The sequence below is a fragment of the Gordonia hirsuta DSM 44140 = NBRC 16056 genome (assembly GCF_000333015.1).
GTDB classification, from domain to species: domain Bacteria; phylum Actinomycetota; class Actinomycetes; order Mycobacteriales; family Mycobacteriaceae; genus Gordonia; species Gordonia hirsuta.
The window spans coordinates 1-24,785 of record NZ_BANT01000042.1; the positions used below are offsets into that span (position 1 = coordinate 1).

The following is a 24,785-nucleotide window of genomic DNA, read 5'->3' on the forward strand; positions in this document are numbered from 1 at the left end:
CCCGCGGCCGGCGGCGGCTTCCGCGGTCGTCCCGGTGGCGGCGGCCGTGGTCGCGGCAGTACCGCCGGTGCCTTCGGTCGCCCGGGCGGTGCACCCCGCAAGGGCCGCAAGTCCAAGCGGCAGAAGCGGCAAGAGTACGACTCGATGCAGGCTCCGACCGTCGGCGGCGTCCGGCTGGTCAACGGTAACGGTGAGACCATCCGGCTCGCCCGCGGCGCCTCGCTGTCGGACTTCGCCGACAAGATCGGTGCCAACCCGGCTTCGCTGGTCCAGGCGCTGTTCAACCTCGGTGAAATGGTCACTGCGACCGAGTCGGTGAACGACGAGACCCTGGAGCTGCTGGGCTCGGAGATGAACTACGTCGTCCAGGTCGTCAGCCCCGAGGACGAGGACCGCGAGCTCCTGGAGAGCTTCGACCTCACCTACGGTGAAGACGAGGGCGGCGAAGACGATCTGGCTCAGCGTCCGCCGGTGGTCACCGTGATGGGCCATGTCGACCACGGTAAGACCCGTCTGCTCGACACCATCCGTCAGGAGAACGTCGGTGCCGACGAGGCCGGCGGCATCACCCAGCACATCGGTGCCTACCAGGTGAACACCTCGCTCAACGGTGAGGACCGTCTGGTCACCTTCATCGATACCCCGGGTCACGAGGCGTTCACCGCCATGCGTGCCCGCGGTGCCAAGGCCACCGATATCGCGATCCTGGTGGTCGCGGCCGACGACGGCGTCATGCCGCAGACGGTGGAGGCGGTGAACCACGCGCAGGCCGCCGATGTGCCGGTCGTGGTGGCGGTCAACAAGATCGATAAGGAGACGGCCGATCCGGCCAAGATCCGCGGTCAGCTCACCGAGTACGGCCTGGTGCCCGAGGAATACGGTGGCGACACCATGTTCGTCGACGTCTCGGCCAAGCAGGGTCTGAACATCGACGAGCTGCTCGAAGCGGTTCTGCTGACCGCCGATGCGTCGCTGGACCTGCGGGCGAACCCCGACATGGATGCCCAGGGCGTGGCCATCGAGGCGCACCTGGACCGCGGTCGCGGTCCAGTGGCCACGGTGCTCATCCAGCGCGGCACCCTGCGTATCGGCGACTCCATCGTCGCCGGTGACGCCTACGGCCGCGTCCGTCGCATGGTCGACGAGCACGGCGAGGACGTCACCGAGGCGCTGCCGTCGCGTCCGGTCCAGGTGATCGGTTTCACCTCTGTACCGGGAGCCGGCGACAACGTACTCGTGGTCGAGGAGGACCGCATCGCCCGCCAGATCGCCGATCGTCGTGCCGCCCGCCGGCGCAACGCCCTGGCGGCGCGCAGTCGCAAGCGGATCAGCCTGGAGGACCTGGACTCGGCACTCAAGGAGACGAGCCAGCTGAACCTGATCCTCAAGGGCGACAACTCCGGCACCGTGGAGGCGCTGGAGGAGGCCCTGATGGGTATCGAGATCGACGACGAGGTCTCGCTGCGGGTCATCGACCGCGGCGTCGGCGGCGTCACCGAGACCAACGTCAACCTGGCGGCGGCCTCGGATGCGATCATCATCGGCTTCAACGTGCGCGCCGAGGGCAAGGCCACCGAACTGGCCAACCGCGAGGGCGTCGAGATCCGCTACTACTCGATCATCTACAAGGCGATCGAGGAGATCGAGGCGGCGCTCAAGGGCATGCTCAAGCCGATCTACGAAGAGGTCGAGCTGGGCCGCACCGAGATCCGCGCGATCTTCAAGTCGTCCAAGGTCGGCAACATCGCCGGCTGCATGGTGCAGTCGGGTGTGGTCAGGCGCAACGCCAAGGCGCGTCTGCTGCGCGACAACACGGTGGTCGCCGACAATCTCACGGTCACCTCGCTGCGCCGGGAGAAGGACGATGTCACCGAGGTCCGCGAGGGCTTCGAGTGCGGTCTGACGCTGAGCTACTCCGATATCAAGGTCGGCGACATCATCGAGACCTTCGAGATGGTGGAGAAGGCGCGCGACTGACATGGTGGATCACGCTCGAGCCGCACGGCTCGCCAAGAGGATCTCCACGATCGTCGCTTCGGCGATCGGCACCGAGATCAAGGACCCGCGGCTGGCGCAGGTGACGATCACCGATTGCCGGGTGACCGGAGACCTGCACGATGCGACGGTCTTCTACACGGTGATGGGCGAGACGGTCGACGCCGAGCCCGATGTCGCGGAGGCGGCGGCCGGACTGGCCGCCGCCACCGGGGCGCTGCGCTCGCTGGTGGGCGCGGGCACCGGTGTCCGGTTCACCCCGACACTGCGGTTCGAGTTGGACACGGTTCCGGATGCGACCCGGGCGATGGACGAGCTCCTCGCCCGGGCCCGCGCCCGGGACGAACAGGTCGCTCGGGTGGCGCGGGAAGCCGAACCCGCCGGGGACGCCGATCCGTACCGCCGTGCCGACGATGAGGACGAGGACCACGGGTGAATCCTGCTTCGCCCGAGCAGATCGCTGCGGTGCTGCGGGACGCCCGACGGGTGACCATCATCAGCCACCTGCGGCCGGATGCCGACACCATCGGCTCGGCGCTCGCCCTGGGGCTGGCGCTGACCGGGCGCGGTGCCCGGGTGGCCGTCTCGTTCGCCGGTCCCGAAGAGTTGCCGGCCACACTGCGGCTGCTCCCGGGCTCGGACCTGATCGTCGCCGAGGAGGCGCTGGAACCGGCCCCGGTGGCGATCGCCGTCGACGCGGCCACCACCGACCGCCTCGGCGGGCTGGCGGCGGTGTTCGGCGCCTCGGAGACCACGATCTGCATCGATCATCATGTCTCCAATGACGGCTTCGCCGATCTGGACCTGATCGATCCGGAATCGGACTGCACCGCTGTGCTGGTGTTGCAGGTGCTCGATGCTCTCGGCGCCGATCTGAACGCCGACATCGCCACCTGCCTGTTCGCCGGCCTGGTCACCGACACGGGCTCGTTCAAATGGGCCCGGCCAGCCTCCTTCCGGGTCGCCGGGCGCCTGACCGAGGCCGGTGTCGACTCGGCCCACTGGAGCCGGATCCTGCTCGACTCCCACCCGTTCGGCTGGCTCGGGATGATCTCCGGTGTGCTGGCGACCGCCGAGCTCGACCAGGATGCCGGCGGCGGCGCCGGCCTGGTGGTGGCGGTGCTCGATGCCCAGCGGATGGCCGGTATGGACTGGGAGGACGGCGAAAGCGTCGTCGACATCGTCCGCACGGCCCGCGAAGCCGATGTGACCGCGGTCTTCAAGGAGTCGCAGCCGGGCCGCTGGAACGTCTCGCTGCGGAGCAAGTCCGTGGTGGACCTGGTTCCCATCGCCCGATCGCTGGGCGGCGGTGGCCACACCCGGGCCGCCGGCTACAGCGATTCCGGTCCGGCCGACGAGGTGGTCGCGCGGCTGCGCGCCGCACTGTGACCCCCCCGCCCCCGCCGGACGCTTCCTGCATCTGGCCGGCTCGGCACTGGTGGTGCTGATCGCCCCGCCGCTCTACCTGATGCTGGATCTGGCCGTGGTCGGCCGGCTCGGCGGGCGAGAACTCGCGGCGCTGGCGGTGGCGACGCTGGTGCTGGCGATCATCAGCACCCAGTTGACCTTCTTGGCCTATGGGACCACCGCGCGCTCGGCGCGAGAATTCGGGGCCGGGCGCCGGTCGGCGGCGGTCACCGAAGGCGTGCAGGCCAGCTGGATCGCCCTGGGCGCCGGGGCGCTGATCATCGCGGTGGTCTATCCACTGGCACCGCTGATCATGGGCCTGTTGGTTCCGGATCGGCTGGTCGCCGACGAGGGGGCGCACTGGCTGCGTATCGCGATGTTCGGGGTGCCGCTGATCCTGCTGTCGATGGCTGGAAACGGCTGGATGCGCGGTGTGCAGGAGACGCGTCGCCCGGTGATCTACGTGACCGTCGGTCTCGGGATCGGCGCGGTGCTGTGCGTGCTGCTGGTACACGGACTGGCCGGAGCTCCGGCGCTGGGACTGAACGGCAGTGCGGTGGCGAACCTGGTGGGGCAGGGGATCACCGGGGTGTTGTTCGTGCTGCACCTGGTCCGCGAGTCCGGCGGGCGGTTGCGCCCACAGACCGCGGTGATCCGCGCCCAGCTGGTGATGGCGCGCGACCTGATCCTGCGCAGCGCGGCATTCCAGATCTGCTTCGTTTCGGCGGCGGCGGTCGCGGCCCGCTTCGGTGTCGCACAGGTGGCCGCGCACCAGCTGGTTCTGCAGCTGTGGGAGTTTCTGGCGTTGTTGCTCGATTCGCTGGCCATCGCCGCACAGCAGCTGGTCGGGGCGGCACTGGGGGCACGGGCACTGACCGCCGCGCGCGAGGATGCGCGGCGGGCGACGATCCTGTCGGTGCTGCTGTCGGGAGTGGTCGCACTGGTCTTCGCCGCCGGCTTCACGGTGATCCCCCGGATCTTCACCGACGATGCGCAGATCCTGGCTGCCGCGCGCATCCCGTGGTGGTTCCTGGTGGCCATGCTGCCGGTCGCCGGTGTGGTCTTCGCCCTGGACGGGGTCCTGCTGGGCGCCGGGGACGTCGCTTTTCTGCGCACCGCGACGCTGGCCGGGGCGCTCGGCGGCTTCCTGCCGCTGATCTGGCTGTCCCTGGTCTTCGGCTGGGGTCTGGCCGGTATCTGGACCGGCCTGCTGGTGTTCATGCTCGCGCGCCTGAGCGCCCTGGTGTGGCGCGTGCGATCCGGCGCGTGGCTGAAATGATGCCGCCGCCCAGGCCCGGTGCAGGGTCCGCGGTCCTCAGTCGGCGACGACGGAGCGGTATTGCGGGAAACGCTCGAGGAACTGCTGGACGTAGGTGCACACCGGAGTGACCGTGAAGCCGCGGTCGGCGGCATCCTCGAGCACCTGGGAGACCAGGAGGCGGGCGAAGCCGGCCCGGCCGAACTTCTCGGTGACGACGGTGTGTAGCAGGATCAGGTCGCCGCTGTCGGTGCGCTCGTAGCCTTCCACCCCGACCAACTCGTCGCCGGACCATAGCTCGTAGCGGTCCCGGTCGGGATTCTCACGCAGGACCGGCGCCGGGTCCAGCGTCACCGTGGGCGGCGGGACGGGATTCACCTGGGTCATGGCTTCACCCTAGTCCGCTGCCTCCGGTGACATGTGATCAGACGGAATCCAGGGCGATCGCCCGATCACCCAGCCGCACCGGATCGACGCTGCGCTGAGAGGTGATCAGTTCGGCAATCGCATCACCGTCGTCCCACAGGTTCACGTTCATCCCCGCGCGTACCCGATTCTCCTCATCCAGCCAGAACGCGAGGAACTCGAGTGCGGACAGGTCACCGCGGATCACGACCGCATCCGAGCCCGAGGCGTGACCGCGGTACTCCATCGAGAAGGAGAACTGGTCGGTGAAGAAGTAGGGGAGCCGGTCGTAGACCTCGTCGCCGCCCAGGATGTTCGCGGCGGCCACGGCCGGCTGGTTGAGCGCATTGGCCCAGTGCTCGATGCGGATCCGGCCGAAGAGCGGGTGGTCGTGGTTGGCGATGTCGCCGACGGCGAAGATATTCGGATCCGAGGTCCGCAGGCCGGCATCGACGTCGACGCCGTTGCTCACCGACAGGCCGGCCTCCTCGGCGAGGGCGACGTTGGGCACGGCTCCGATCCCGACCAGAATGGTGTCGGCGGTGTGCGTGGACGCGTCGTCTCCGAACACGGTGCCGCCGGGAGCGTCCTGCACCCGAATGGACTCCACCCCGGTGCTCAATCGCAGGTCCACGCCGTTGCTGCGATGCAGATCGGCGATCGCCGCAGCGATCTCGGCGCCCAGGATCCGTTCCAGCGGGAGGCGTTCGGGCTCGATCACCGTGACCGAGGTGCCGGCGGCGCGCGCGGTCGCGGCGGCCTCCAGTCCGATCCAGCCGCCGCCGACGATGACCAGCGACCGGTCCTCGCCGAGCCGCTCACGCAGACGCTCGGAGTCGTCGACGGTGCGCAGGTAGGCCACCTCGGGTTCGCCGGGGAAGGGTCGCGGCCGTGAACCGGTGGCCAGCACCAGTGTGTCGTAGGCCAGGGAGCTGCCGTCGTCGAGTGTCACCATCTTGGCGTCGCTGTCGATCTGGGTTGCGCTCACCCCGGTCCGCAGATCGACGCGGTGGGTGGCGTACCACTGGGCATCGAAGGGGGCCAGCTCCGCGGACTCGGTCTTGCCGGCCAGGAACTCCTTGGACAACGGGGGCCGTTCGTAGGGGACGTGGTCCTCGCCGGCGACCACGACGAGCGCGCCGTCGTATCCGCGGGTGCGTAGTGCTTCGGCGGTCTTGGCTGCCGCAAGGCCGCCACCGATGATCACTATCGAATTGTCCATGACCTCACGCTACGCCGGTTATCGACAATGTCCAGAGCAGCGGCACCATCGATCTCTGGCACACTGGCCCCATGGCGAAGCTCTGGGCGATCAGCGATCTGCACGTCGCGAATCGGGGCAATGAGCACATCGTCGATACGATCCGCCCGGAGAACCCCGGGGACTGGCTGATCGCGGCGGGCGACGTCTCCGAACGCACCGACGACATCATCGATACCCTGCGCCGGCTCAAAGCACGCTTCGACACGGTGGTGTGGGTGCCAGGCAACCACGAGCTCTACACCACGGCCAAGGATCCGTTGCAGATCCACGGGGTCGCCCGCTACGACTATCTGGTCCAGGCCTGCCGGGACATCGGTGTGGTGACGCCCGAGGACATCTATCCGCTGTTCGATCCGGGCGACGGAAGCACTCCGGTGCGCGTGGTCCCGATGTTCCTGCTCTACGACTACACCTTCCGGCCCGAAGGCACGACGACGGCGCTGCAGGCGCTGGCGGTGGCCCGCGAACGCAATGTGGTGGCCACCGACGAGTTCCTGCTTTCGCCTGAGCCGTACGGAACCCGCGATGCGTGGGGTCGGGCCCGGATCGAGGCCACTCGCGCGCGACTGGAGGCGATCGATCCGACCGAGCCGACGATCCTGATCAACCACTGGCCGCTGCGGCGCGAACCCTGCGATGCGCTCATGTACCCGGAGTTCGCCCTGTGGTGCGGCAGCGAGTCGACCGCCGACTGGCACATCCGGTTCAATGCGGCCGCCTGCGTGTACGGGCACCTGCACATCCCACGCACCACCTGGTACGACGGAGTGCGTTTCGAGGAGGTATCCGTCGGCTACCCACGGGAGTGGAAGCGGCGGGGCCTGCCCGAGCCGCTGCTACGTCAGATCGCGCCGGACGACGGCACCACCGCCGCCGACCTGCATGAGCTCGGGGTGCGCTTCGAGCTTCCGCCGGACTATCAGGAGCGGGCCGCCGAATTCCGTGAACGCATGGAGAAGGTCCGGGCGAGGCGACAGTCGGCGAACTGAATCGGCAGACGGCCCCGGTGCGGCGCGAACGCCGTCCAGGAGGGGAGTTCGTCACATGTGCGGGTGCTGAGCACACCGGCGCCGGATGGTGAAACTGCTGTTCAATGCGTGTTTTCCGGCAGGAGGGAGACCGGGGGAGTCAGCTGCGGCGTGGACTCGATGGCGTGTGGCTGGCAGCATGGACCAGGATTTTTGCCTGTCGAGGTCTCGCGAACCGGAAACAAGGAGGTGGCCGCGATGATCGAGTTTCTGTTTCCGCGCGGAGTCGCCGCCGCCGAAGCCTTCGATGACCCGATCGACGCGCGGCTGCTGCCGGCCGAGGAGTCGCTGATCTCGCAAGCGGTGGACAAGCGGCGCCGCGAGTTCACCACCGCCCGGCACTGCGGCCGCACCGCCCTGGCGCAGTTGGGTCTGGAGCCGGTGCCGATCCTGCGTGGCGAGCGGGGGATGCCGCTGTGGCCGGCCAATGTGGTCGGCAGCCTCACCCACTGCGACGGCTACCGTGCCGCCGCAGTGGCCTATTCTATGCAGATCCGTTCGCTGGGCATCGATGCCGAACCTCACGAGGCGCTGCCCGACGGTGTGCTCGGGCACACCAGCCTGCCGGCCGAACGGGAGGTGCTGGCCACCCGGGACGAAGATCTGCACTGGGACCGGTTGCTGTTCTGTGCCAAGGAGGCCACCTACAAGGCCTGGTTCCCCCTGACCGGCCGCTGGCTCGGGTTCGAAGACGCGCACATCACCTTCACCCGCGAGCCCGGAACCCCCGGCCCTGTCGCGGGTCAGGCGCCTGTGGCCACAGGCACCTTCACCTCACAGATCCTGATCGACGGTGCGGCCACCGACGGCGGGCCGCCGTTGCTGACACTGCCGGGACGCTGGCTCATCGCCGGCGGCCTGATCATGACGGCGATCGCGCTGACCTGACCCATGACGACCCGTACCGACCCCGTCTCCGCCACACACCCTGCAGCCGCACCGGCGCGTCCGGCGAAGGGCCGCCGACTCGATGTCGAAGGGCTGCGCGGTGTCGCCATCCTGCTGGTGGTGGTCTTCCACATCTGGTTCGGCACGGTCTCCGGCGGAGTGGACGCCTTCCTGTTCATCTCCGGTTTCTTCCTGATCCCGTCGCTGCTGCGTGCGCAGGTCTCCGAGGATCCGGTCAACAACCCGTTCCCGCGGCTGTGGCGGGTCCTCAAACGCCTGTGGATCCCGATGGCCGCCACGGTCGCGGCGATCGTGCTGGCGGCCTGGTACGTGTACCCGTACACCCGCCGCCCCGAGATGCTGATCGACGCGGTGTGGTCGGACCTGTGGATGGTGAACTGGACCTTCGCCTACGAGGGGCGGGCCTACACCGATGCCGTCGCCTTGCCTTCACCGTTCCAGCACCTGTGGTCCCTGGCCGTACAGGCGCAGATCTTCGTCCTGCTCATCGTCGGCATCGGCCTGATCGGGCTGGCGTTGCGCCTGCTGGGCCGCGTCGTGGACTGGCTCACCGCTGCGCGTATCCGGGCCATCCTGATCGCGGTAGTGGTCGCGGTCTCGGTCGCCTCGTTCGTCTATGCCGGTTTCATCGGCTCGGCCGATCCGGCGGTCAACTACTACAACACCTTCTCGCGGTTCTGGGAGATCTCCCTGGGCGGTGTGCTGGGATTGATCCTGACCGGACGGACCCTGCCTGCCTGGTTCCGGCAACTCGCCGGCGTCGCGGGTCTGGCGATGCTGGTGATGACCGGTTTCGTCCTCGACGGGGCCGCCACGTTCCCCGGATACCAGGCGCTGCTGCCGCTGGGCGGCACGATCCTGGTGTTCGCCGCCGGTACCGGCGGCAGCAGCCTGGTCTCCCGCGGCCTGTCGACACGGCCGGTGGTCTACCTGGGGACGGTCGCCTACTACCTCTACCTGGTGCACTGGCCGATCCTGGTGATGTACATGATCTACAGGAAATACCATGCCCAGGAGCCCGTGCACCGCGTCGGACTGGTGGCCGGTCTGCTGATCATCGCGGTCTCGTTGCTGCTGTCGGCAGGTTTTCACTTCGTCTTCCGGGCCGATTCGCCGGTCTTGCGCTGGCGCATCCGGACGCCGGCGGTGCTGGCGGCCACCGCGGTGGCGCTGACGGTGTCGGTGCAGGCCTGGGCGACTCCGGCAGCCATCGTGATCCCGACCGATGTCGACCCCGACCGGTTCCCGGGGGCGTCGGCGCTGGCCGACGGCCGATCGGTACCCGACGACGTCGGTTTCATCCCGAATCTGGAATCGGCCCGGATGGATCTGCCCGACACCGCGCCGGGCCGCTGCTACAACGACGGCTCCAGCAACTCCGACCTGGTCACCTGCGACTTCGGCGCCCCGCGTCAGCCCGGCCGCAAGGTGCTGACCGTGGTGGGCGGCTCGCACGCCGATCACTTCGTCGGGGCGCTCGACGAGATCGGCAAGCGGCACGGCTTCACCGTCGAGACGGTCATCATGCTCAGCTGCCGGGTGGCCGACGGCCCCACCGCCGACGGCTCCACCGAGAAGCAGATCTGCCGGGACTGGCAGGTCAAGGCCATGGATCACCTGCTGGAAACCCGGCCCGATGCGGTCTTCACCAACTCCACGCGCGACGGTGAAGGCGCCGGTGAGCCCGACCAGACACCACAGTTCTACGTCGATGCGTTCAGCCGGTTATCGCAGGCGGGTATCCCCGTCGTGGGGGTACGGGACCTGCCCTGGCTCAAAGACCGGTACGGGGAGGTGCGCGACCCGATCGACTGTTTCGCCGTCCGCAATGACCCGGAGTTCTGCGGTGCCGACCGCGCGAGCACCCTGGCCCCGCAGGATCCGGCCATCGACGCAGTCGGGCACCTGCCGGATGTGCACCTGCTCGACTTCACCGATCTGCAGTGCACCGCAACGCACTGTCCGCTGATCGTGGGCAACGTGGTGGTCTACCGGGATGCGCATCACTACACGCGGACCTTCGTGATGTCGCTGGTCCCGTACCTGGAAGAGCAGATGATGGCGGCGCTGGGCTGGCCGGACCAGCCGGTGGCCGATCGGACGCGCTGACCCGGCGGAGCGGTGGCCGGCACGCGGCCGGGGCCTGGCACACTGTGGGAATGGCCGATCCCTCCATCGAGAACGCCGGACTGCTCGTCGTCGACAAGTCGCCCGGTATGACCAGTCACGACGTGGTCTCCAAATGCCGGAAGGCGTTCAACACCCGCCGCGTCGGTCACGCCGGCACCCTCGACCCGATGGCCACCGGTGTCTTGGTGATCGGTATCGAACGGGCCACCAAGCTGCTGGGTCTGCTGTCGCTGACCACCAAGTCGTATACGGCGACGATCCGCCTGGGCGCATCCACCTCCACCGATGACGCCGAGGGAGAGATCCTGGCCACTGCCGACACCGGGGCAATCACCGAGGCGCAGATCCGGGCCGGCGTCGCTGCACTGACCGGTCAGCTGCAGCAGATTCCGGCCAAGGTCAGCGCGATCAAGGTCGACGGGCGCCGCGCCCACGCACTGGTGCGCACCGGCACCGAGTTCGAGCTGCAGGCCCGGCCGGTCACCGTGCACCGATTCGACGTTCTCGACATCGCCGGTGCGGGCGGGTTCATCGATGTGCAGGTCGCCGTCGACTGTTCGTCGGGCACCTACATCCGGTCTCTGGCCCGCGATCTGGGCGAGGCGCTCGGGGTGGGTGGGCACCTGACCACCCTGCGCCGGACGGCGGTCGGCCCGTTCACCCTCGACCACGCGCGGACCCTCGACGAGGTGATCGCCGAACCGGGGGTCAGCCTCGGGATCGACGCCGCCGCTAAACTGTGCTTCCCGCTCCGTGACATCAGCGATGAGGAAGCCGAATCGATCAGTCAGGGCCGCTGGCTCGAGCCGGTCGGACGCAAAGAGATCTACACCGTGGTCGACCCGTCCGGTCAGGCCATCGCGCTGGTGCAGGAGAAGGGCCGGCGCGCCGCCTCGGTGATGGTGGTCCGCCCGGCGACACTGCGGTAGCGGCGTCGCCGGAGCGTCAGCCGTCCTGCAGGAAGATCGCCCGCGAGGCCACATCGCCCAGGTGGATCAGCTCTCCGCCGTCGACCGACACCGAGATGGTGCCGGCGAACGGCCGCTTCTCCACGACGGTGACGGTGCGGTCCAGATCGATGCCGATCTCCTGGAAGTAGCGCAGCATCTCCGGATCGGAGTCGGAGATGCGGTTGATCACACCGCTCTGGTCCACCGACAGGTCGGCGAGCTGGCGGGAGCCGGCGTCGGGCACGCGGCCGTCGGAGTGCGGGATCGGGTCGCCGTGCGGATCCCGGCGCGGGTAGCCGAGTTTGGCGTCGATGCGGTCGATCAACTGGTCGGAGACCGCGTGTTCGAGGATTTCGGCCTCATCATGGACCTCATCCCAGCCGTAGCCGAGTTCCCGGACCAGGAAGGTCTCCAGCAGCCGGTGGCGGCGCACCATACCGATCGCGGCCGCGCGCCCGTCATCGGTCAGGGACACCGAGCCGTAGCGTTCGTGATCCACCAGTCCCTGATCGGCGAGCTTGCGGATGCCTTCGGAGGCGGTGGAGGCCGAGACGCTGAGTTTTTCGGCAAGCAATTTGGTGGTGACCTTGGTGTCGGTCCACTCCTGAGAGGTCCAGATGACCTTCAGATAGTCCTGCGTCACCGAGCTGAGATCGCCGACCGGGCGCGAGTGGGGCATGGCGGTCAGCTTACTAGGCGCCCGACGTAATACCCTGGATGTGTGTTGCGTTGGCGAGGGCTGGAGAACGTCCCACCGGGTTGGGGTCGATGTGTGGTCACCATCGGCGTATTCGACGGTGTGCACCGCGGACACGCGCAGTTGATCGCGGCGGCCACCCGGGCCGCTGCCGAGCGCGGGATCCCGTCGGTGCTGATGACCTTCGATCCGCACCCCTCCGAGGTGGTGCGTCCGGGCACCCATCCGCCGCAGTTGTCGACGCTGAGCAGACGTGCCGAGCTGGCGCAGGAGATGGGGATCGACGTCTTCTGCGTCGTCCCGTTCACCGCGACGCTGGCGCGCAAGAGCCCCGAAGAGTTCGCCCACGATGTCCTGGTGGAGCAGCTGCATGCCGCTCAGGTCGTCGTCGGCGACAACTTCACCTTCGGACACAAGGCGGCCGGTGACGTGGCCAAGCTGCGCGAGCTGGGGGAGCGGTTCGGCTTCGAGGTCGAGGCGGTCTCCCTGTTCGGTGAACACACCCTCACCTTCTCCTCGACCTACATCCGTTCCTGCGTGGCCGCCGGCGACGTCGAACTCGCCGCCGAAGCTCTGGGCAGACCGCACCGGGTCGAAGGCGTGGTGGTGCACGGCCAGAAGCGTGGCCGGGACCTGGGGTATCCGACGGCCAATGTCTCGGTCACCACCCATGCCGCCGTTCCTGGTGACGGGGTCTACGCGGCCTGGTTCACCGTGGAGCGCAGCGGTAACGAACCCGAGGGCATGGAGATCGGCCGGCGCTATCCGGCCGCGGTGTCGGTCGGCACCAATCCGACGTTCGCCGGCCAGCACCGCACCGTCGAGGCCTATGTGCTCGATGTGGACGCGGACCTGTATGGCCAGCATGTGGCCGTCGACTTCGTCAGCCGCATCCGCGGGATGGAGACCTACGACAGCCTCGAGGCGCTGATCGCCGCGATCGCCGACGACGTCGATCGTGCCCGGGTGATTCTGGGCGCCGATTGATCCCGGCTCCGGCGGATTTCCGGCTGTCGACTCCCGGCTGGTAACCTTGACCGCTGGCGCCGGCTGCAGTCCGTGGCGGCGCGCCCTCCCGGTGGGGAGTCCCGGATCTCCGGGAATCTGGACACGGTACTGAAACAAGGAGATCAACCATGGCGTTGACCGCTGCAGAGAAGAAGGCCGTACTCGACGAGTACGCCGTCCACGAGGGTGACACCGGTTCGCCGGAGGCACAGATCGCGCTGCTGACCAAGCGCATCACCGATCTGACCGAGCACCTGAAGTTCCACAAGCACGATCACCACAGCCGCCGCGGGCTGCTGCTGCTGGTCGGTCGTCGCCGTCGTCTGCTCAAGTACCTGCAGAGCGTCGACATCAACCGCTACCGCGCGCTGATCGAGAAGCTCGGCCTGCGCCGCTGACCTTCTGGTCGCTCTCAAGACCTTCCGGCCGCCCCGCCATTCCGGTGGGGCGGCCGGCATCGTCTTCGGCGTCGAGGAGGTCGCAGCCGTCGGTGTGGGGCCTCGAGTGTTAGAATCGCTGTGAACGATGCGCTGAAGGCAGTGGCATCGGACGTGACCAGCAGACCGGTCCTCGGTAGTGGCTGCCGGAACGCACGCCCTCGCGGCGTAACGAATTCCGGCAGCTTCGATCGAAGGCCGTCTCATCACCGCAGGTCCGTCAGGAATTTTCACACTGACGGGCCCGAATGCGGTGCACGCTCCGGCCCACTCAAGGCAGTACATCTTCCCGGCTGTGCGCAATCGGCGCGTGGCCGGCTACTGCATATCTCGGCGAGACGCACGGCGTCCGCCGCAACGAAAGGGATTCAAGTAATCCATGACTGATGTCATCGAAGAATTCGACGAGACCGTCACCGAGGTCTCCTGTGTGATCGACAACGGCGAGTTCGGCAAGCGGGAGATCCGCTTCGAGACCGGCCGTCTGGCGATGCAGGCCGCCGGTTCGGTCGTCGCCTACCTGGACGAGGGGACCATGATCCTCTCGACCACCACCGCGTCGAAGAACCCGAAGGAGCACTTCGACTTCTTCCCGCTGACCGTGGACGTGGAGGAGCGGATGTACGCCGCCGGCCGCATCCCCGGATCCTTCTTCCGTCGCGAGGGCCGCCCGTCGACCGACGCGATTCTGACCTGCCGGCTGATCGACCGTCCGCTGCGCCCGTCGTTCGTCGACGGTCTGCGCAACGAGATCCAGGTGGTCGAGACCATCCTGTCGCTGGATCCGAACGACCTGTACGACGTCGTCGCGATCAACGCGGCCTCGGCGTCCACCCAGATCGCCGGTCTGCCGTTCTCTGGCCCGGTCGGCGGTGTGCGCGTGGCGCTGATCCCCACCCCGGCCAACAAGGCCGGCCAGTGGGTTGCCTTCCCGACCGTCGAGCAGCTCGAAGGCGCCGTGTTCAACATGGTCGTGGCCGGCCGCGTCACCGACGCCGGCGAGGTCGCGATCATGATGGTCGAGGCCGAAGCCACCGACAATGTGCTCGAGCTGATCGCCGACGGCGCCACCGCGCCCAGCGAGACCATCGTCGCCGAGGGCCTGGAGGCTGCCAAGCCGTTCATCGCACAGCTGTGCCAGGCCCAGAAGCAGCTCGCGGATGCCTCCGCCAAGGAGACCCGCGAGTTCCCGCTGTTCCTGCCCTACCAGGACGACGTCTACCAGGCGGTGTCCGACTTCGCCGCCGACCGCCTCAACGAGGTGCTGTCGATCGCCGGCAAGCAGGAACGTGAGACGGCCACCGACGCGCTCAAGGCCGATGTGCTCGCCGAGGTCGGCCCGAAGTTCGAGGGTCGCGAGGGCGAGATCGGTGCGGCCTTCCGTTCGCTGACCAAGCAGCTGGTCCGGCAGCGGATCCTGACCGACCACTTCCGGATCGACGGCCGCGGGATCACCGATATCCGCGAGCTCTCGGCCGAGGTCAGCATCATCCCGCGGGCCCACGGCAGCGCCCTGTTCGAGCGCGGCGAGACCCAGATCATGGGTGTCACCACGCTGGACATGGTCAAGATGGCACAGCAGATCGATTCGCTGGGCCCGGAGACCTCCAAGCGCTACATGCACCACTACAACTTCCCGCCGTACTCGACCGGTGAGACCGGCCGCGTCGGCTCGCCCAAGCGGCGCGAGATCGGCCACGGTGCGCTCGCCGAGCGTGCCCTGCTGCCGGTGCTGCCCAGCGTCGACGAGTTCCCGTACGCGATCCGTCAGGTCTCCGAGGCCCTGGGGTCCAACGGCTCCACCTCGATGGGCTCGGTGTGCGCCTCGACGCTGTCGATGCTCAACGCCGGTGTGCCGCTGAAGGCTCCGGTCGCCGGTATCGCCATGGGCCTGGTCTCCGACGAGGTCACCATCGACGGTAAGACCGAGACCCGCTACGTGGCGCTGACCGACATCCTGGGCGCCGAGGATGCCTTCGGCGATATGGACTTCAAGGTCGCCGGTACCCCGGACTTCGTGACCGCTCTGCAGCTGGACACCAAGCTCGACGGCATCCCCTCCTCGGTGCTGGCCAATGCGCTGGCTCAGGCCAAGCAGGCCCGCCAGACCATCCTCGAGGTGATGGCCGAGGCGATCGACGAGCCCGACGAGATGAGCATCTACGCGCCGCGGATCACCACCATCAAGATTCCGATGGACAAGATCGGTGAGCTGATCGGCCCCAAGGGCAAGACGATCAACGGCATCACCGAGGAGACCGGCGCCAACATCTCGATCGAGGACGACGGCACCGTGTTCATCGGCGCCGCCAACGGCGAGGCAGCCCAGGCCGCGATCGACAAGGTCAACGCCATCGCCAACCCGCAGCTGCCCAAGGTCGGCGAGCGCTTCCTGGGCACCGTGGTCAAGACCGCCCCGTTCGGCGCCTTCGTCTCGCTGCTGCCGGGCCGTGACGGCCTGGTCCACATCAGCAAGCTGGGCAACGGCAAGCGGATCGGCAAGGTCGAAGACGTGGTGAACGTCGGCGACAAGCTGCAGGTGGAGATCGCCGACATCGACGAGCGCGGCAAGATCAGCCTGGTTCCGGTGCAGGCAGACGCTCCGGCCGCCGAGGCCGCCGACGCCTGATCGGTGTGCGGCCCGCCAGGCGGGTTGCGCTGACGACATCCGGCCCGCGATTCCCCAGGAGGGAGTCGCGGGCCGGAGTCGTCTGCCGGGACTGTGTCCCGGGACCGCCTGTCGCAGGTCCGGTCAGCGCACCTCGATGGCACCGGAAGTGCCGGTGAACTCGGTCAGCGCCCCGGTCGCAGATTTGGCGTCCCCGAAGTAGCGGATCCGGAAGCGGCCGCTGGCGTCCTGCGGAATCCGCCAGGTGATGGTCACCTTGGAGGCCGAGGCGCTGCCGCCCGGGCGCATCCAATTCAGTTCGGTCGACTCGTGATCGTCGTCGTAGGCCACCTGCCATCCGTCCGGGCTGTGCCGTTCGACGACGAAATAGCCCTTGCTGCGGCGGCCCCGCCGGACCCGGTTGGCCGGGTGGGCGCCGCAGAAGCTGATCCGCAGCGTGCTGCCGGGCTTCGCCGAGCCGGGGACCCGGGAGACCAGCTGGCCGAAACGAGTCCCGGGCATCGGGGTGTCCGCCGGGGGTGCGCCCAGCAGATCCGGCTGCAGCGTATCGCGGTCGGCCGGACGCGGACCCAACGGCAGCCGGCGGCGGCGCGCCATGGCCCGGGCCAGTCGGTCGAACTCCTGCATATAAGCGCTCAGCGTCCACCGGCCGAACAGGGTGGCCCCGCCCTCGTACTGCTGGGCGGTGTACTCCTCGGGGGTGGTCACATACTGGCTGTAGCCGTTGGCATAACCCTGCAGCAGCACGTTCTCCAGGGGCACCGACAGGGCGTCGGCGACAAGACGCCGGATCCGCAGACCGGCGACGATGGTCGATTCGGCCGGCATCGCCGCCAGCACCAGGTCGCCGATACGCAGCAGCTGGATGGGCAGGTTCTGTTCCACCCACGAGCGGGGCGGCAGGATACCGAGCGGGAACAGGTCGGCCTTGGGAGCTTGAGCCAGCTGCATCCACGGCTCGGGTGTGGGTACCGCGGTCGCGCCCAGGGCGACGGCCAGCTCGTTGCGCATCCCCTCGCGCAGGAACTCCAACTGGCTGCGGGTGTTGTCCTCGCGGCTGGTGGCCGCCGAGGCCAGGCCCATCATCGCCGGAGCCGTACGCGCGGACTTCCCGTTCGGGGTGTACCGGCCGTCGATGTGCAGGTCGGCCAGATTCAGATACGTGGTCGCCGCATCGATGCCGCCGCGCATCGGGCGGGCCCCGGCCAGCGCGGTCTGGCCGGCACGATCCTGCCGGCGTCCGATCATGATCCGGTTGGTGCGATGGTCTGCGGTGGGGCCGCCCGGATTCATCGGGCGCAGCCACAGATTCGGCGACATGTCCCCGGCGTTGGTCTGGGCGTGCGCGCTGATGATGCCGGGGTCGCGCTGTTCGGCCAGGTAGGAGGCGTACCCCTTATTGTCGGGGCCGATCAGGAAGTTGGCGTCGGTCAGCGAGGTGCCGTGGGTGGCGAACCAGACGATCTCGCCGATGGTCTGGCCGCCGCGCCGCAGGCGCAGCGCGGTGACCTGGGGGTCGATGTGCTGCGGGAAGTGTTGGCGATCGGCGGCCGGATTGAGCCGGAAAGCCGGCATCGAGCGGTTCGCGCTGGCGTCGTGCAGTTCGCTCATGCCCAGTTCGACGGTGCCCGGGCCCAGACTGCGGTGGGCCTCGTCGACCGCGTCGAGCAGACCGGCCAGCTCGGCCTGGAACGAGTTGTGCCGGTGTCCCATCGCGGCCAGGGTGTAGGCGTAGTCCCAGGAGGTGCCGCCGCACGAGTTGTGGTTGTGGGTGGCGTTGAGGTTGACGTTGTGTTCGTCATAGGTCCCGCCGTACCGGGACCGCAGCGCGGCCAGCAGACGGTTGCGGTGCGAGGTGAAGATGCAGGCGATATCGGCGGTGATGAACAGGATCCGCGCGCCGGTGGCAGCGTCGGCGATCACATAGGCGCGCGCCCAGGTTCGCTGCAGCAGCCCGCGCGCGACCTGATCGGCATCGGAGTAACCCATCATGCCCTGGCCGGCGATCGCTCCGGTCATATCGCCTTTGCCCGCGCCTACCAGGTATCCGGTCCCGCCGGGTTCGGCGCCGGCGGGAGCCTCGGCGCCCAGTGCGGCGGCACCGAAGGTACTCGCGCCCAGCGCGGTGGCGCCGACGGCGGCAGCCTGCAGCAGCGTGCGGCGTGACACCGCGGTGGACTCGTTCACAGAGCGCTCCCCGAGTAGAACTGGTTACAGTCGATCCGTAGGCTAGCCCACCGGTGGGAGCGGCCGGACACCGACCGCAACGTCCTCCCCGGCGATGCGCCCTGCCCGAACCGAAACAGTGATGAAGTAGAGCCATGAACCTCGACGAATACATGTCCCACGACGCCACCGGACTGGCCGCCCTGGTCGCCGCCGGTGAGGTCACCCCGGCCGAACTGCTCGAATTGGCCCGCCGACGAATGCGTCAGGTGAACCCGACCCTGAACGCGGTGGTGATCGATACCGGTGAGAACGCCGATATCCAGGTGCACGGGCGTCCGACGGGCCCCTTCGCCGGAGTACCGTTCCTGATCAAGGATCTGTCTCAGGAGTACCGCGGCTATCCGACCACGTGCGGTTCCCGGGCGCTGACCGGCCTGCGCGAGACCGAGAACGCCCTGGTCACCGACCGCTTCCTGGAGGCGGGGCTGGTGATCATGGGTAAGACCAACACCCCGGAGCTGGGGGCCAAGGGAATCACCGAATCGGACCTGTGGGGCCCGTGCCGTAACCCGTGGGATCCCACACGGACCCCGGGCGGCTCCTCCGGCGGGTCGGCGGCGGCGGTGGCCGCGGGCATCGTGCCGGCCGCCGGGGCGAACGACGGCGGAGGATCGATCCGTATTCCCGCGGCGACGACCGGGTTGGTCGGCCTCAAGCCCAGTCGGGGACTGGCCCCCTACGGCCCGCAGACCGGCGAGCCCATGTTCGGGATGGCGGTACAGGGTACGGTCACCCGCACGGTGCGCGACAGTGCCGGCCTGCTCGATGCGATCGTGGGTCCCAATCCGCTGGCCGACTACCAGGTCGCTCAGCCCGAGCAGAAGTTCACCGAGCTGATCAGCCGGCGGCCGCGGCAGCTGCGTATCGGCTATTCGGCGCAATCGGCGATCCGCGGCGAGCCCACCGCGGTGGCCGCAGACGCCATGGAATCCACCGCCGGATTGCTGACCGACTTGGGACATCAGGTCGACGAGATCGCCCCGCCGTACGACGACAAGGCGCTGGCCGAGACCTTCCTGACGATCTGGTTCGCTCAGCTGGCCGCGCAGGTCGACGAGATCAAGGAACGCACCGGTGCCGGGGACGGCGATTTCGAGGCCGACACCCTGGCGATGGTGGAGATCGGCCGCGCCAACGGTGCGGTGAAGGCCCTGCGTGCCCTGGAGAAGATCACCACCTACACCCAGGCGATGGCGGAGTACTACCGCAGCTACGACTACTTCATGACGCCGACGCTGGCCGAGGCGCCGATTCTGGTGGGTGCGCTCGACACCGCCCGGCCGCTGCAGGTGGGGGCGCGGTTGGCGCACCGTTTGCACGGCGGCAAGGCGCTGCTGAAGACCGGTCTGGTGGACCAGATGATCGAGGAGAATCTGGGGTGGGTGCCCTACACCCAGTTGGCGAACCTGACCGGGCGGCCCGCCATCAGCGTGCCGGTCTACTGGACGCCGGAAGGTCTGCCGCTGGGAGTCCAGTTCAACGGACCGCTCGGGTCCGACGGGGCGCTGCTGCAGCTGGCCGCCCAACTGGAGGAAGCCGCCCCGTGGATCCAAAGATTCCCCGCCCAGAAGGCCTGACCCTGCCGCGTGTGGGACGGAATCGGGGCTGACTTCTAGACTGGAGAGCGATCAGGCGGGCCCGGCAGCTCGGGCCCGCCCACCGCGAACAGGAACGGGAGTCAGATGAGCAGCGAGACCATCGCGGTCGGGGTGTTCGGCAGCAACGGCAAGGTCGGAGCGGCGATCGTCGAGGGACTGCGCGAGGCGGCCGATACCGAATTCACCGTCGGCGTCGATGCCGGCGACGACCGCGCGGCCTTCGCCGAGTCGGGAACCCAGGTGGTCGTGGACTTCACCCACCCCGACGTGGTGATGGACAACCTGAAGTTCCTCATCGACAACGGCATCCACGCCGTGGTCGGCACGACCGGCTTCACCGCCGAACGCCTCGAGCAGGTGCGGACCTGGCTCGATGCGGCACCCGGGGTCGGTGTGCTGATCGCGCCGAACTTCGCGATCGGGGCCATCTTGTCGATGCACTTCGCGCAGCAGGCCGCACCGTACTTCGACTCGGTGGAGATCGTCGAACTGCATCATCCGCACAAGGCGGACGCCCCCTCGGGCACGGCCGGGCGCACCGCCCAGCTGGTGGCCGCCGCGCGGGCCGAAGCCGGTAGCCCACCCATGCCCGATGCCACCTCGAGCGGACTCGAAGGTGCCCGCGGTGCCGACGTCGACGGGGTGCGGGTCCACTCGGTACGGCTGGCCGGCCTCGTGGCGCACCAGGAGGTCCTCTTCGGCACCCAGGGGGAGACGCTGACCATCCGGCACGACTCGATCGACCGGACCTCGTTCGTACCCGGTGTGCTGCTCGGGGTGCGCCGAATCGGCGAGCACCCGGGTCTCACCATCGGTCTGGACCAGTTCATGGACCTGCGCTGATGGCCGTCAAACAGAAGGATCCGCGGCCACTGGTGCTGATGATCGGCTTCATGGTGCTGGCGATGATCGTCTACCTGGCACTGTTGAGCCGCCTGGCGATCAGGCTGCTCCAGTCCGGCGGCGCCGTCGGGATCGGTATGGGTCTGGGCGTGCTGCTGCTGCCGCTCCTCGGCCTGTGGATCGTGTTCCAGACCCTGCGCTCGGGAATCGAGCATCAGCGGATGTCGGCCGCCGTCGACGAGGCCGGACGGACCCTGATCGTCGAGCATCTTCCGCATCGGCCCTCCGGCCGCCTGGAGCGCGACGCGGCAGACGAACTCTTTGCGCAGGTCAAAGCCGAGTGGGAGGCCGACCCGTCGGACTGGATGAGTACCTACCGGATCGCGCGCGCCTACGACTACGCCGGAGATCGCTCACGGGCCCGGCAGATGATGCGCCGAGCCTCGGAAGGATACCGGGCGGCTGTCCGCGCCGACTGAGCCGATCAGCGGGGCGAGGTGAGCAGCAGCGGGGCGGGGTGATCTGCTGCGGTTGCCGCGGATCTGGCTCACGTACGGTGGGGTGCACCCGCTGGCCCGGCAACGAAGGAGACCCGCATGGCGCGGTTGCTGATCATCCATCACACACCGTCACCGCACTGCCAGGAGATGTTGGAGGCGGTGATCGCCGGGGCGAGCGACCCGGACATCGAGGGGGTCGAGGTGGTGCGGCGGGCCGCGCTGACGCTGTCGCCGGTCGATGTGCTGGAGGCCGACGGGTATCTGCTGGGGTCCCCGGCGAACCTCGGCTACATGTCCGGGGCGCTCAAACACGGGTTCGACGTGATCTACTACCCGTGCCTGGACCAGACCACCGAACGTCCCTACGGTCTGTTCATGCACGGCAACCAGGGCACCGAAGGCGCCCAGCGCAGTGTGCACTCCATCGCCGGCGGTCTGGGGTGGACCCGAGCCGCCGACGATGTGGTCGTCTCGGCCAAACCGACCAAGGACGAGCTGGAGGCGTGCTGGAATCTGGGCGCGACCGTGGCCGCGCAGCTGATGGCCTGATGACCCGGAGGGCCGGCGGATGACGACTCCTGGCGGACGGATGGGCGGTGGAGCCCTGCGCGGCGTCGACGAGGCGGCGCTGCGGAAACAGAATGCCGCCGCACCGGAGATCCCCCACCTGGGGCGGCGGGCGGTAGCACTGTTCATGCCCTACCGCGGCCGGATCGTGATCACCTGCCTGACGGTGGTCGCCGCCGCAGCCATCGGGGTGGTGCCGCCGCTGCTGATCGAGCAGATCTTCGACAAGGCACTCTTCCCGCCCGACGGCCGGCCGTCGATGAGCCTGCTGGGCTGGCTGGTCGGGGCCATGATCGGGTTGTATCTGCTGTCGGCGCTGCTCAACGTGGTGCAGACGTGGCTGACCTCCACGGTCGGCAATGCGGTGACCGGGGACCTGCGAATCCAGCTCTTCGAGCATCTGCAGAGCATGGAGCTGGGCTTTTTCACCCGGACCAAGACCGGGGTGATCCAGTCCCGACTGCAGAACGATGTCGGAGGGGTCTCCGGAGTCCTCACCTCCACCTTGACCTCGATCCTCGGGAACACCGTCACCGTGATCGCCTCGCTGGTCGCGATGATCCTGATCGACTGGCAGCTGACGCTGGTCGCGGTGATCATCATGCCGGCGCTGGTGCTGGTCCAGCGCCGAGTGGGGCGGGTGCGCGCGCGGATCGCCGCCCAGACGCAGGCCTCGCTGTCCGAGCTCACCGCCATCACCCAGGAATCGCTGAGCATCTCCGGCATCCTGCTGGCAAAGTCGTTCAACCGGCAGCAGACCGAATCGGGTAGGTATCGCGCCGAGAACACCAACCAGGTGGGCCTGCAGGTCAAACGGGCGATGAGCGGCCAGGGGTTCTTCGCGGTGGTGCAGGTCCTGATGTCCTCGGTCCCGGCGGTGATCTATCTGATCGCCGGCTGGCTGATCACCGGTGAGAGCGTCGACATCACCGCCGGCACCATCGTCGCCTTCACCACCGTGCAGGCGCGGCTGCTGAACCCGCTGGTCTCACTGATGCGGGTCGCGCTGGAGGTGCAGACCTCCCGGGCGATCTTCGCGCGGATCTTCGAATACCTGGACCTGGTGCCGGCCATCGCCGACGCCCCCGATGCCATCGAGGCGGCCCAGGCGCCCGGACCGCGCGGGCGCATCGAGTTCGATCGGGTGACCTTTCGCTTCCCGGATGCCGCCCCGGATTCGCGGCCCACCCTGGACCAGGTGAGCTTCGCGGTGGAACCGGGGCAGCATGTGGCGCTGGTGGGACCGTCCGGTTCGGGGAAGTCGACGATCCTGTACTTGGCGCCGCGCCTGTACGAGGCCGGCGCCGGGACGGTGTATTTCGCCGGCGCGGACGTACGCCGGCTGACCGGATCATCGATCATCGACGACGTCGGGATCGTCTCCCAGGAGACCTACCTGTTCCATGCAACCATCGCCGAGAACCTGCGCTACGCCAAACCCGAGGCGACCGACGCCGAACTGGCCGCCGCCTGCACCGCCGCCAACATCCACCACATCATCGAGAGCTTCGACGACGGCTACGACACCGTCGTCGGTGAGCGCGGCTATCGTCTGTCCGGCGGTGAGAAGCAGCGCATCGCCATCGCCCGGGTGCTGCTGAAGGATCCGCCGGTGATGCTGCTGGACGAGGCGACCTCGGCACTGGACACGGTCTCCGAACGGGTCGTTCAGGAGGCGATCGACGAGGCCGCCTCCGGCCGCACCACGATCACCGTGGCGCACCGGCTGTCCACGATCGTCGACTCGGATATGATCTACGTCATCGATGCCGGTCGGATCGTCGAATCGGGGACCCACCCACAGCTGATGGCCGCGGACGGACTGTATGCCGAGCTGGCTGCCGAGCAGATCGCCGCGGCCCGCATCGAGGACACCGTGACCGGTGATCGTGCGCCGCTGGCCGAACGACGCGCCGAGCAGTGCCCCGACCCCCGGCGCATTCCCGAGGAGATCGTGGCGATCACCCAGCCGCCCCGTGCCCCGGATCAGGCACTGACGGCACCGGCCGGGTCCGGGGTGGAATGGCCGCCCGTCGTGCAATGACGCCGCCGCGCGGACCAGTAGACTCGCTGCTGTGAGCACGACCATTGCGACTCCGTACGAGGATCTGCTGCGCCGGGTCATGGAGACCGGGACCGAGAAGGCCGACCGGACCGGGACCGGGACGCGCAGCGTATTCGGTGCCCAGTTGCGGTTCGACCTGGCGGCCGGTTTTCCGCTGATCACCACCAAGAAGGTGCACCTGAAGTCGATCGTCTACGAGCTGCTGTGGTTCCTGCGCGGCGACTCCAATGTGGCCTGGCTGCAGGAGAACGGGGTCACCATCTGGGACGAGTGGGCCGCGCCGGACGGCGACCTCGGGCCGATCTACGGCGTCCAGTGGCGCAACTGGCCCACACCGTCCGGCGAACACATCGATCAGATTCAGGCCGCGCTGGACCTGCTGACATCCGACCCCGACTCGCGCCGCAACATCGTCTCGGCCTGGAACGTCGGCGAGATCCCGCAGATGGCCTTGCCCCCGTGCCATGCCTTCTTCCAGTTCTACGTCGCCGACGGGAAGCTGAGCTGCCAGCTGTATCAGCGCAGTGCCGACCTGTTCCTGGGCGTGCCGTTCAACATCGCCTCGTACGCCCTGCTGACGCACATGATGGCTCAGCAGGCCGGACTGGACGTCGGCGACTTCGTATGGACCGGTGGTGACTGCCACATCTACGACAACCACGTCGAGCAGGTGCGCGAGCAGCTCTCCCGCACGCCGTACCCGTACCCGAGACTGCAACTGAACAAAGCCGATTCGATCTTCGACTACGTCTACGAGGACGTGCAGGTGCTCGATTACCGGTCGCACCCGGCGATCAAAGCACCGGTCGCCGTCTGAGGTCACGCAGTTGCAAGCGCACAGCCAGAGATACCGCTGACGGGAAGGG

The 24,785-nt window shown here is 68.3% G+C and carries 21 protein-coding genes; 17 read left to right on the forward strand and 4 right to left on the reverse strand.

Translation table 11 applies throughout. The features are described from left to right. From infB to GOHSU_RS13435, 4 genes are all read left to right on the forward strand, one after another. The coding region (gene infB / locus GOHSU_RS13420; protein WP_005942807.1) for a translation initiation factor IF-2 at positions 1–1,977 on the forward strand (1,977 nt) is incomplete at its 5' end. Position 1,978: 1 nt separating this feature from the next. Further along, a complete protein-coding gene (gene rbfA, locus GOHSU_RS13425; protein WP_005942811.1) occupies positions 1,979–2,431 on the forward strand; it encodes a 30S ribosome-binding factor RbfA in 453 nt (150 codons plus the stop codon). Then, positions 2,428–3,384: a DHH family phosphoesterase gene (locus GOHSU_RS13430; RefSeq protein ID WP_005942814.1), complete on the forward strand. Its 957-nt coding sequence runs from the start codon at positions 2,428–2,430 to the stop codon at positions 3,382–3,384. Before rbfA ends, GOHSU_RS13430 begins: the two co-directional genes overlap by 4 nt. 79 nt (positions 3,385–3,463) lie before the next feature. After that, positions 3,464–4,681, forward strand: coding sequence for an MATE family efflux transporter (locus GOHSU_RS13435; protein ID WP_051139574.1), 1,218 nt, complete (start codon positions 3,464–3,466; stop codon positions 4,679–4,681). Between the two features lie 36 nt (positions 4,682–4,717). Here GOHSU_RS13435 and GOHSU_RS13440 read toward each other — a convergent pair whose 3' ends face one another. After that, complete coding sequence (locus GOHSU_RS13440) at positions 4,718–5,047, reverse strand: GNAT family N-acetyltransferase (RefSeq protein ID WP_005942821.1); 330 nt, start codon at positions 5,045–5,047, stop codon at positions 4,718–4,720. A 37-nt stretch (positions 5,048–5,084) separates the two neighbouring features. Then, positions 5,085–6,287: an NAD(P)/FAD-dependent oxidoreductase gene (locus GOHSU_RS13445; protein ID WP_005942823.1), complete on the reverse strand. Its 1,203-nt coding sequence runs from the start codon at positions 6,285–6,287 to the stop codon at positions 5,085–5,087. 71 nt (positions 6,288–6,358) lie between these two features. On the opposite strand from GOHSU_RS13445, the gene GOHSU_RS13450 reads away from it, so the two are divergent. The 4 genes from GOHSU_RS13450 to truB all read left to right on the forward strand — a co-directional run bounded on the left by GOHSU_RS13450 (position 6,359) and on the right by truB (position 11,325). Next, positions 6,359–7,318 carry a metallophosphoesterase family protein gene (locus GOHSU_RS13450; RefSeq protein ID WP_005942825.1) on the forward strand — a complete coding sequence of 320 codons (960 nt, stop codon included), beginning with the start codon at positions 6,359–6,361 and terminating at the stop codon, positions 7,316–7,318. A gap of 237 nt (positions 7,319–7,555) precedes the next feature. Continuing rightward, entirely contained in the window at positions 7,556–8,245 is a 690-nt protein-coding gene (locus GOHSU_RS13455) for a 4'-phosphopantetheinyl transferase family protein (RefSeq protein WP_005942828.1), read from the forward strand. Between the two features lie 3 nt (positions 8,246–8,248). Next, positions 8,249–10,375 (forward strand): acyltransferase family protein, encoded by a 2,127-nt coding sequence (locus GOHSU_RS13460; RefSeq protein WP_005942830.1) that lies wholly within the window; start codon positions 8,249–8,251, stop codon positions 10,373–10,375. Positions 10,376–10,425: 50 nt separating this feature from the next. Beyond that, entirely contained in the window at positions 10,426–11,325 is a 900-nt protein-coding gene (gene truB / locus GOHSU_RS13465) for a tRNA pseudouridine(55) synthase TruB (RefSeq protein ID WP_005942833.1), read from the forward strand. 16 nt (positions 11,326–11,341) lie between these two features. Here truB and GOHSU_RS13470 read toward each other — a convergent pair whose 3' ends face one another. Beyond that, positions 11,342–12,025, reverse strand: a complete 684-nt coding sequence (locus tag GOHSU_RS13470; protein WP_005942835.1) for a metal-dependent transcriptional regulator — start codon at positions 12,023–12,025, stop codon at positions 11,342–11,344. Between the two features lie 42 nt (positions 12,026–12,067). On the opposite strand from GOHSU_RS13470, the gene GOHSU_RS13475 reads away from it, so the two are divergent. The 3 genes from GOHSU_RS13475 (at position 12,068) to GOHSU_RS13485 (ending at position 16,117) form a co-directional block, all read left to right on the forward strand. Further along, positions 12,068–13,030 carry a bifunctional riboflavin kinase/FAD synthetase gene (locus GOHSU_RS13475; RefSeq protein ID WP_081597794.1) on the forward strand — a complete coding sequence of 321 codons (963 nt, stop codon included), beginning with the start codon at positions 12,068–12,070 and terminating at the stop codon, positions 13,028–13,030. Between the two features lie 149 nt (positions 13,031–13,179). Further along, complete coding sequence (gene rpsO, locus GOHSU_RS13480; RefSeq protein ID WP_005942840.1) at positions 13,180–13,449, forward strand: 30S ribosomal protein S15; 270 nt, start codon at positions 13,180–13,182, stop codon at positions 13,447–13,449. A gap of 418 nt (positions 13,450–13,867) precedes the next feature. Continuing rightward, positions 13,868–16,117, forward strand: coding sequence for a polyribonucleotide nucleotidyltransferase (locus tag GOHSU_RS13485; protein WP_005942843.1), 2,250 nt, complete (start codon positions 13,868–13,870; stop codon positions 16,115–16,117). Positions 16,118–16,240: 123 nt separating this feature from the next. Here the strand turns inward: GOHSU_RS13485 and GOHSU_RS13490 are convergent, their stop codons facing one another. After that, positions 16,241–18,304, reverse strand: coding sequence for a neutral/alkaline non-lysosomal ceramidase N-terminal domain-containing protein (locus GOHSU_RS13490; protein ID WP_005942845.1), 2,064 nt, complete (start codon positions 18,302–18,304; stop codon positions 16,241–16,243). Positions 18,305–18,438: 134 nt separating this feature from the next. Between GOHSU_RS13490 and GOHSU_RS13495 the strand changes: the two genes are divergently transcribed. The 6 genes from GOHSU_RS13495 to GOHSU_RS13520 all read left to right on the forward strand — a co-directional run bounded on the left by GOHSU_RS13495 (position 18,439) and on the right by GOHSU_RS13520 (position 24,736). Further along, on the forward strand, positions 18,439–19,923 hold the full coding sequence (locus GOHSU_RS13495; protein WP_005942848.1) for an amidase: 1,485 nt from the start codon (positions 18,439–18,441) through the stop codon (positions 19,921–19,923). A 120-nt stretch (positions 19,924–20,043) separates the two neighbouring features. Then, a complete protein-coding gene (gene dapB, locus GOHSU_RS13500) occupies positions 20,044–20,787 on the forward strand; it encodes a 4-hydroxy-tetrahydrodipicolinate reductase (RefSeq protein ID WP_024332972.1) in 744 nt (247 codons plus the stop codon). Beyond that, a complete protein-coding gene (locus tag GOHSU_RS13505) occupies positions 20,787–21,266 on the forward strand; it encodes a hypothetical protein (protein ID WP_005942854.1) in 480 nt (159 codons plus the stop codon). The genes dapB and GOHSU_RS13505 overlap by 1 nt, the downstream gene beginning before the upstream one ends. Positions 21,267–21,383: 117 nt before the next feature. Continuing rightward, positions 21,384–21,836, forward strand: coding sequence for a flavodoxin family protein (locus GOHSU_RS13510; RefSeq protein WP_005942856.1), 453 nt, complete (start codon positions 21,384–21,386; stop codon positions 21,834–21,836). 19 nt (positions 21,837–21,855) lie between these two features. Beyond that, positions 21,856–23,898, forward strand: a complete 2,043-nt coding sequence (locus GOHSU_RS13515; RefSeq protein ID WP_005942857.1) for an ABC transporter ATP-binding protein — start codon at positions 21,856–21,858, stop codon at positions 23,896–23,898. Between the two features lie 31 nt (positions 23,899–23,929). After that, complete coding sequence (locus GOHSU_RS13520; RefSeq protein WP_005942859.1) at positions 23,930–24,736, forward strand: thymidylate synthase; 807 nt, start codon at positions 23,930–23,932, stop codon at positions 24,734–24,736. Positions 24,737–24,785: the final 49 nt, after the last annotated feature.

Bases quoted from the DNA above. Each gene is read 5' to 3' on its own strand.
- GOHSU_RS13510 (WP_005942856.1), top strand. From the start codon at position 21,384: ATGGCGCGGTTGCTGATCATCCATCACACACCGTCACCGCACTGCCAG.
- GOHSU_RS13515 (WP_005942857.1), top strand. From the start codon at position 21,856: ATGACGACTCCTGGCGGACGGATGGGCGGTGGAGCCCTGCGCGGCGTC.
- GOHSU_RS13460 (WP_005942830.1), top strand. From the start codon at position 8,249: ATGACGACCCGTACCGACCCCGTCTCCGCCACACACCCTGCAGCCGCA.
- GOHSU_RS13440 (WP_005942821.1), bottom strand. From the start codon at position 5,047: ATGACCCAGGTGAATCCCGTCCCGCCGCCCACGGTGACGCTGGACCCG.
- GOHSU_RS13455 (WP_005942828.1), top strand. From the start codon at position 7,556: ATGATCGAGTTTCTGTTTCCGCGCGGAGTCGCCGCCGCCGAAGCCTTC.
- GOHSU_RS13450 (WP_005942825.1), top strand. From the start codon at position 6,359: ATGGCGAAGCTCTGGGCGATCAGCGATCTGCACGTCGCGAATCGGGGC.
- rpsO (WP_005942840.1), top strand. From the start codon at position 13,180: ATGGCGTTGACCGCTGCAGAGAAGAAGGCCGTACTCGACGAGTACGCC.
- GOHSU_RS13505 (WP_005942854.1), top strand. From the start codon at position 20,787: ATGGCCGTCAAACAGAAGGATCCGCGGCCACTGGTGCTGATGATCGGC.
- rbfA (WP_005942811.1), top strand. From the start codon at position 1,979: ATGGTGGATCACGCTCGAGCCGCACGGCTCGCCAAGAGGATCTCCACG.
- GOHSU_RS13435 (WP_051139574.1), top strand. From the start codon at position 3,464: ATGCTGGATCTGGCCGTGGTCGGCCGGCTCGGCGGGCGAGAACTCGCG.
- GOHSU_RS13495 (WP_005942848.1), top strand. From the start codon at position 18,439: ATGAACCTCGACGAATACATGTCCCACGACGCCACCGGACTGGCCGCC.
- truB (WP_005942833.1), top strand. From the start codon at position 10,426: ATGGCCGATCCCTCCATCGAGAACGCCGGACTGCTCGTCGTCGACAAG.
- GOHSU_RS13485 (WP_005942843.1), top strand. From the start codon at position 13,868: ATGACTGATGTCATCGAAGAATTCGACGAGACCGTCACCGAGGTCTCC.
- GOHSU_RS13445 (WP_005942823.1), bottom strand. From the start codon at position 6,287: ATGGACAATTCGATAGTGATCATCGGTGGCGGCCTTGCGGCAGCCAAG.
- GOHSU_RS13470 (WP_005942835.1), bottom strand. From the start codon at position 12,025: ATGCCCCACTCGCGCCCGGTCGGCGATCTCAGCTCGGTGACGCAGGAC.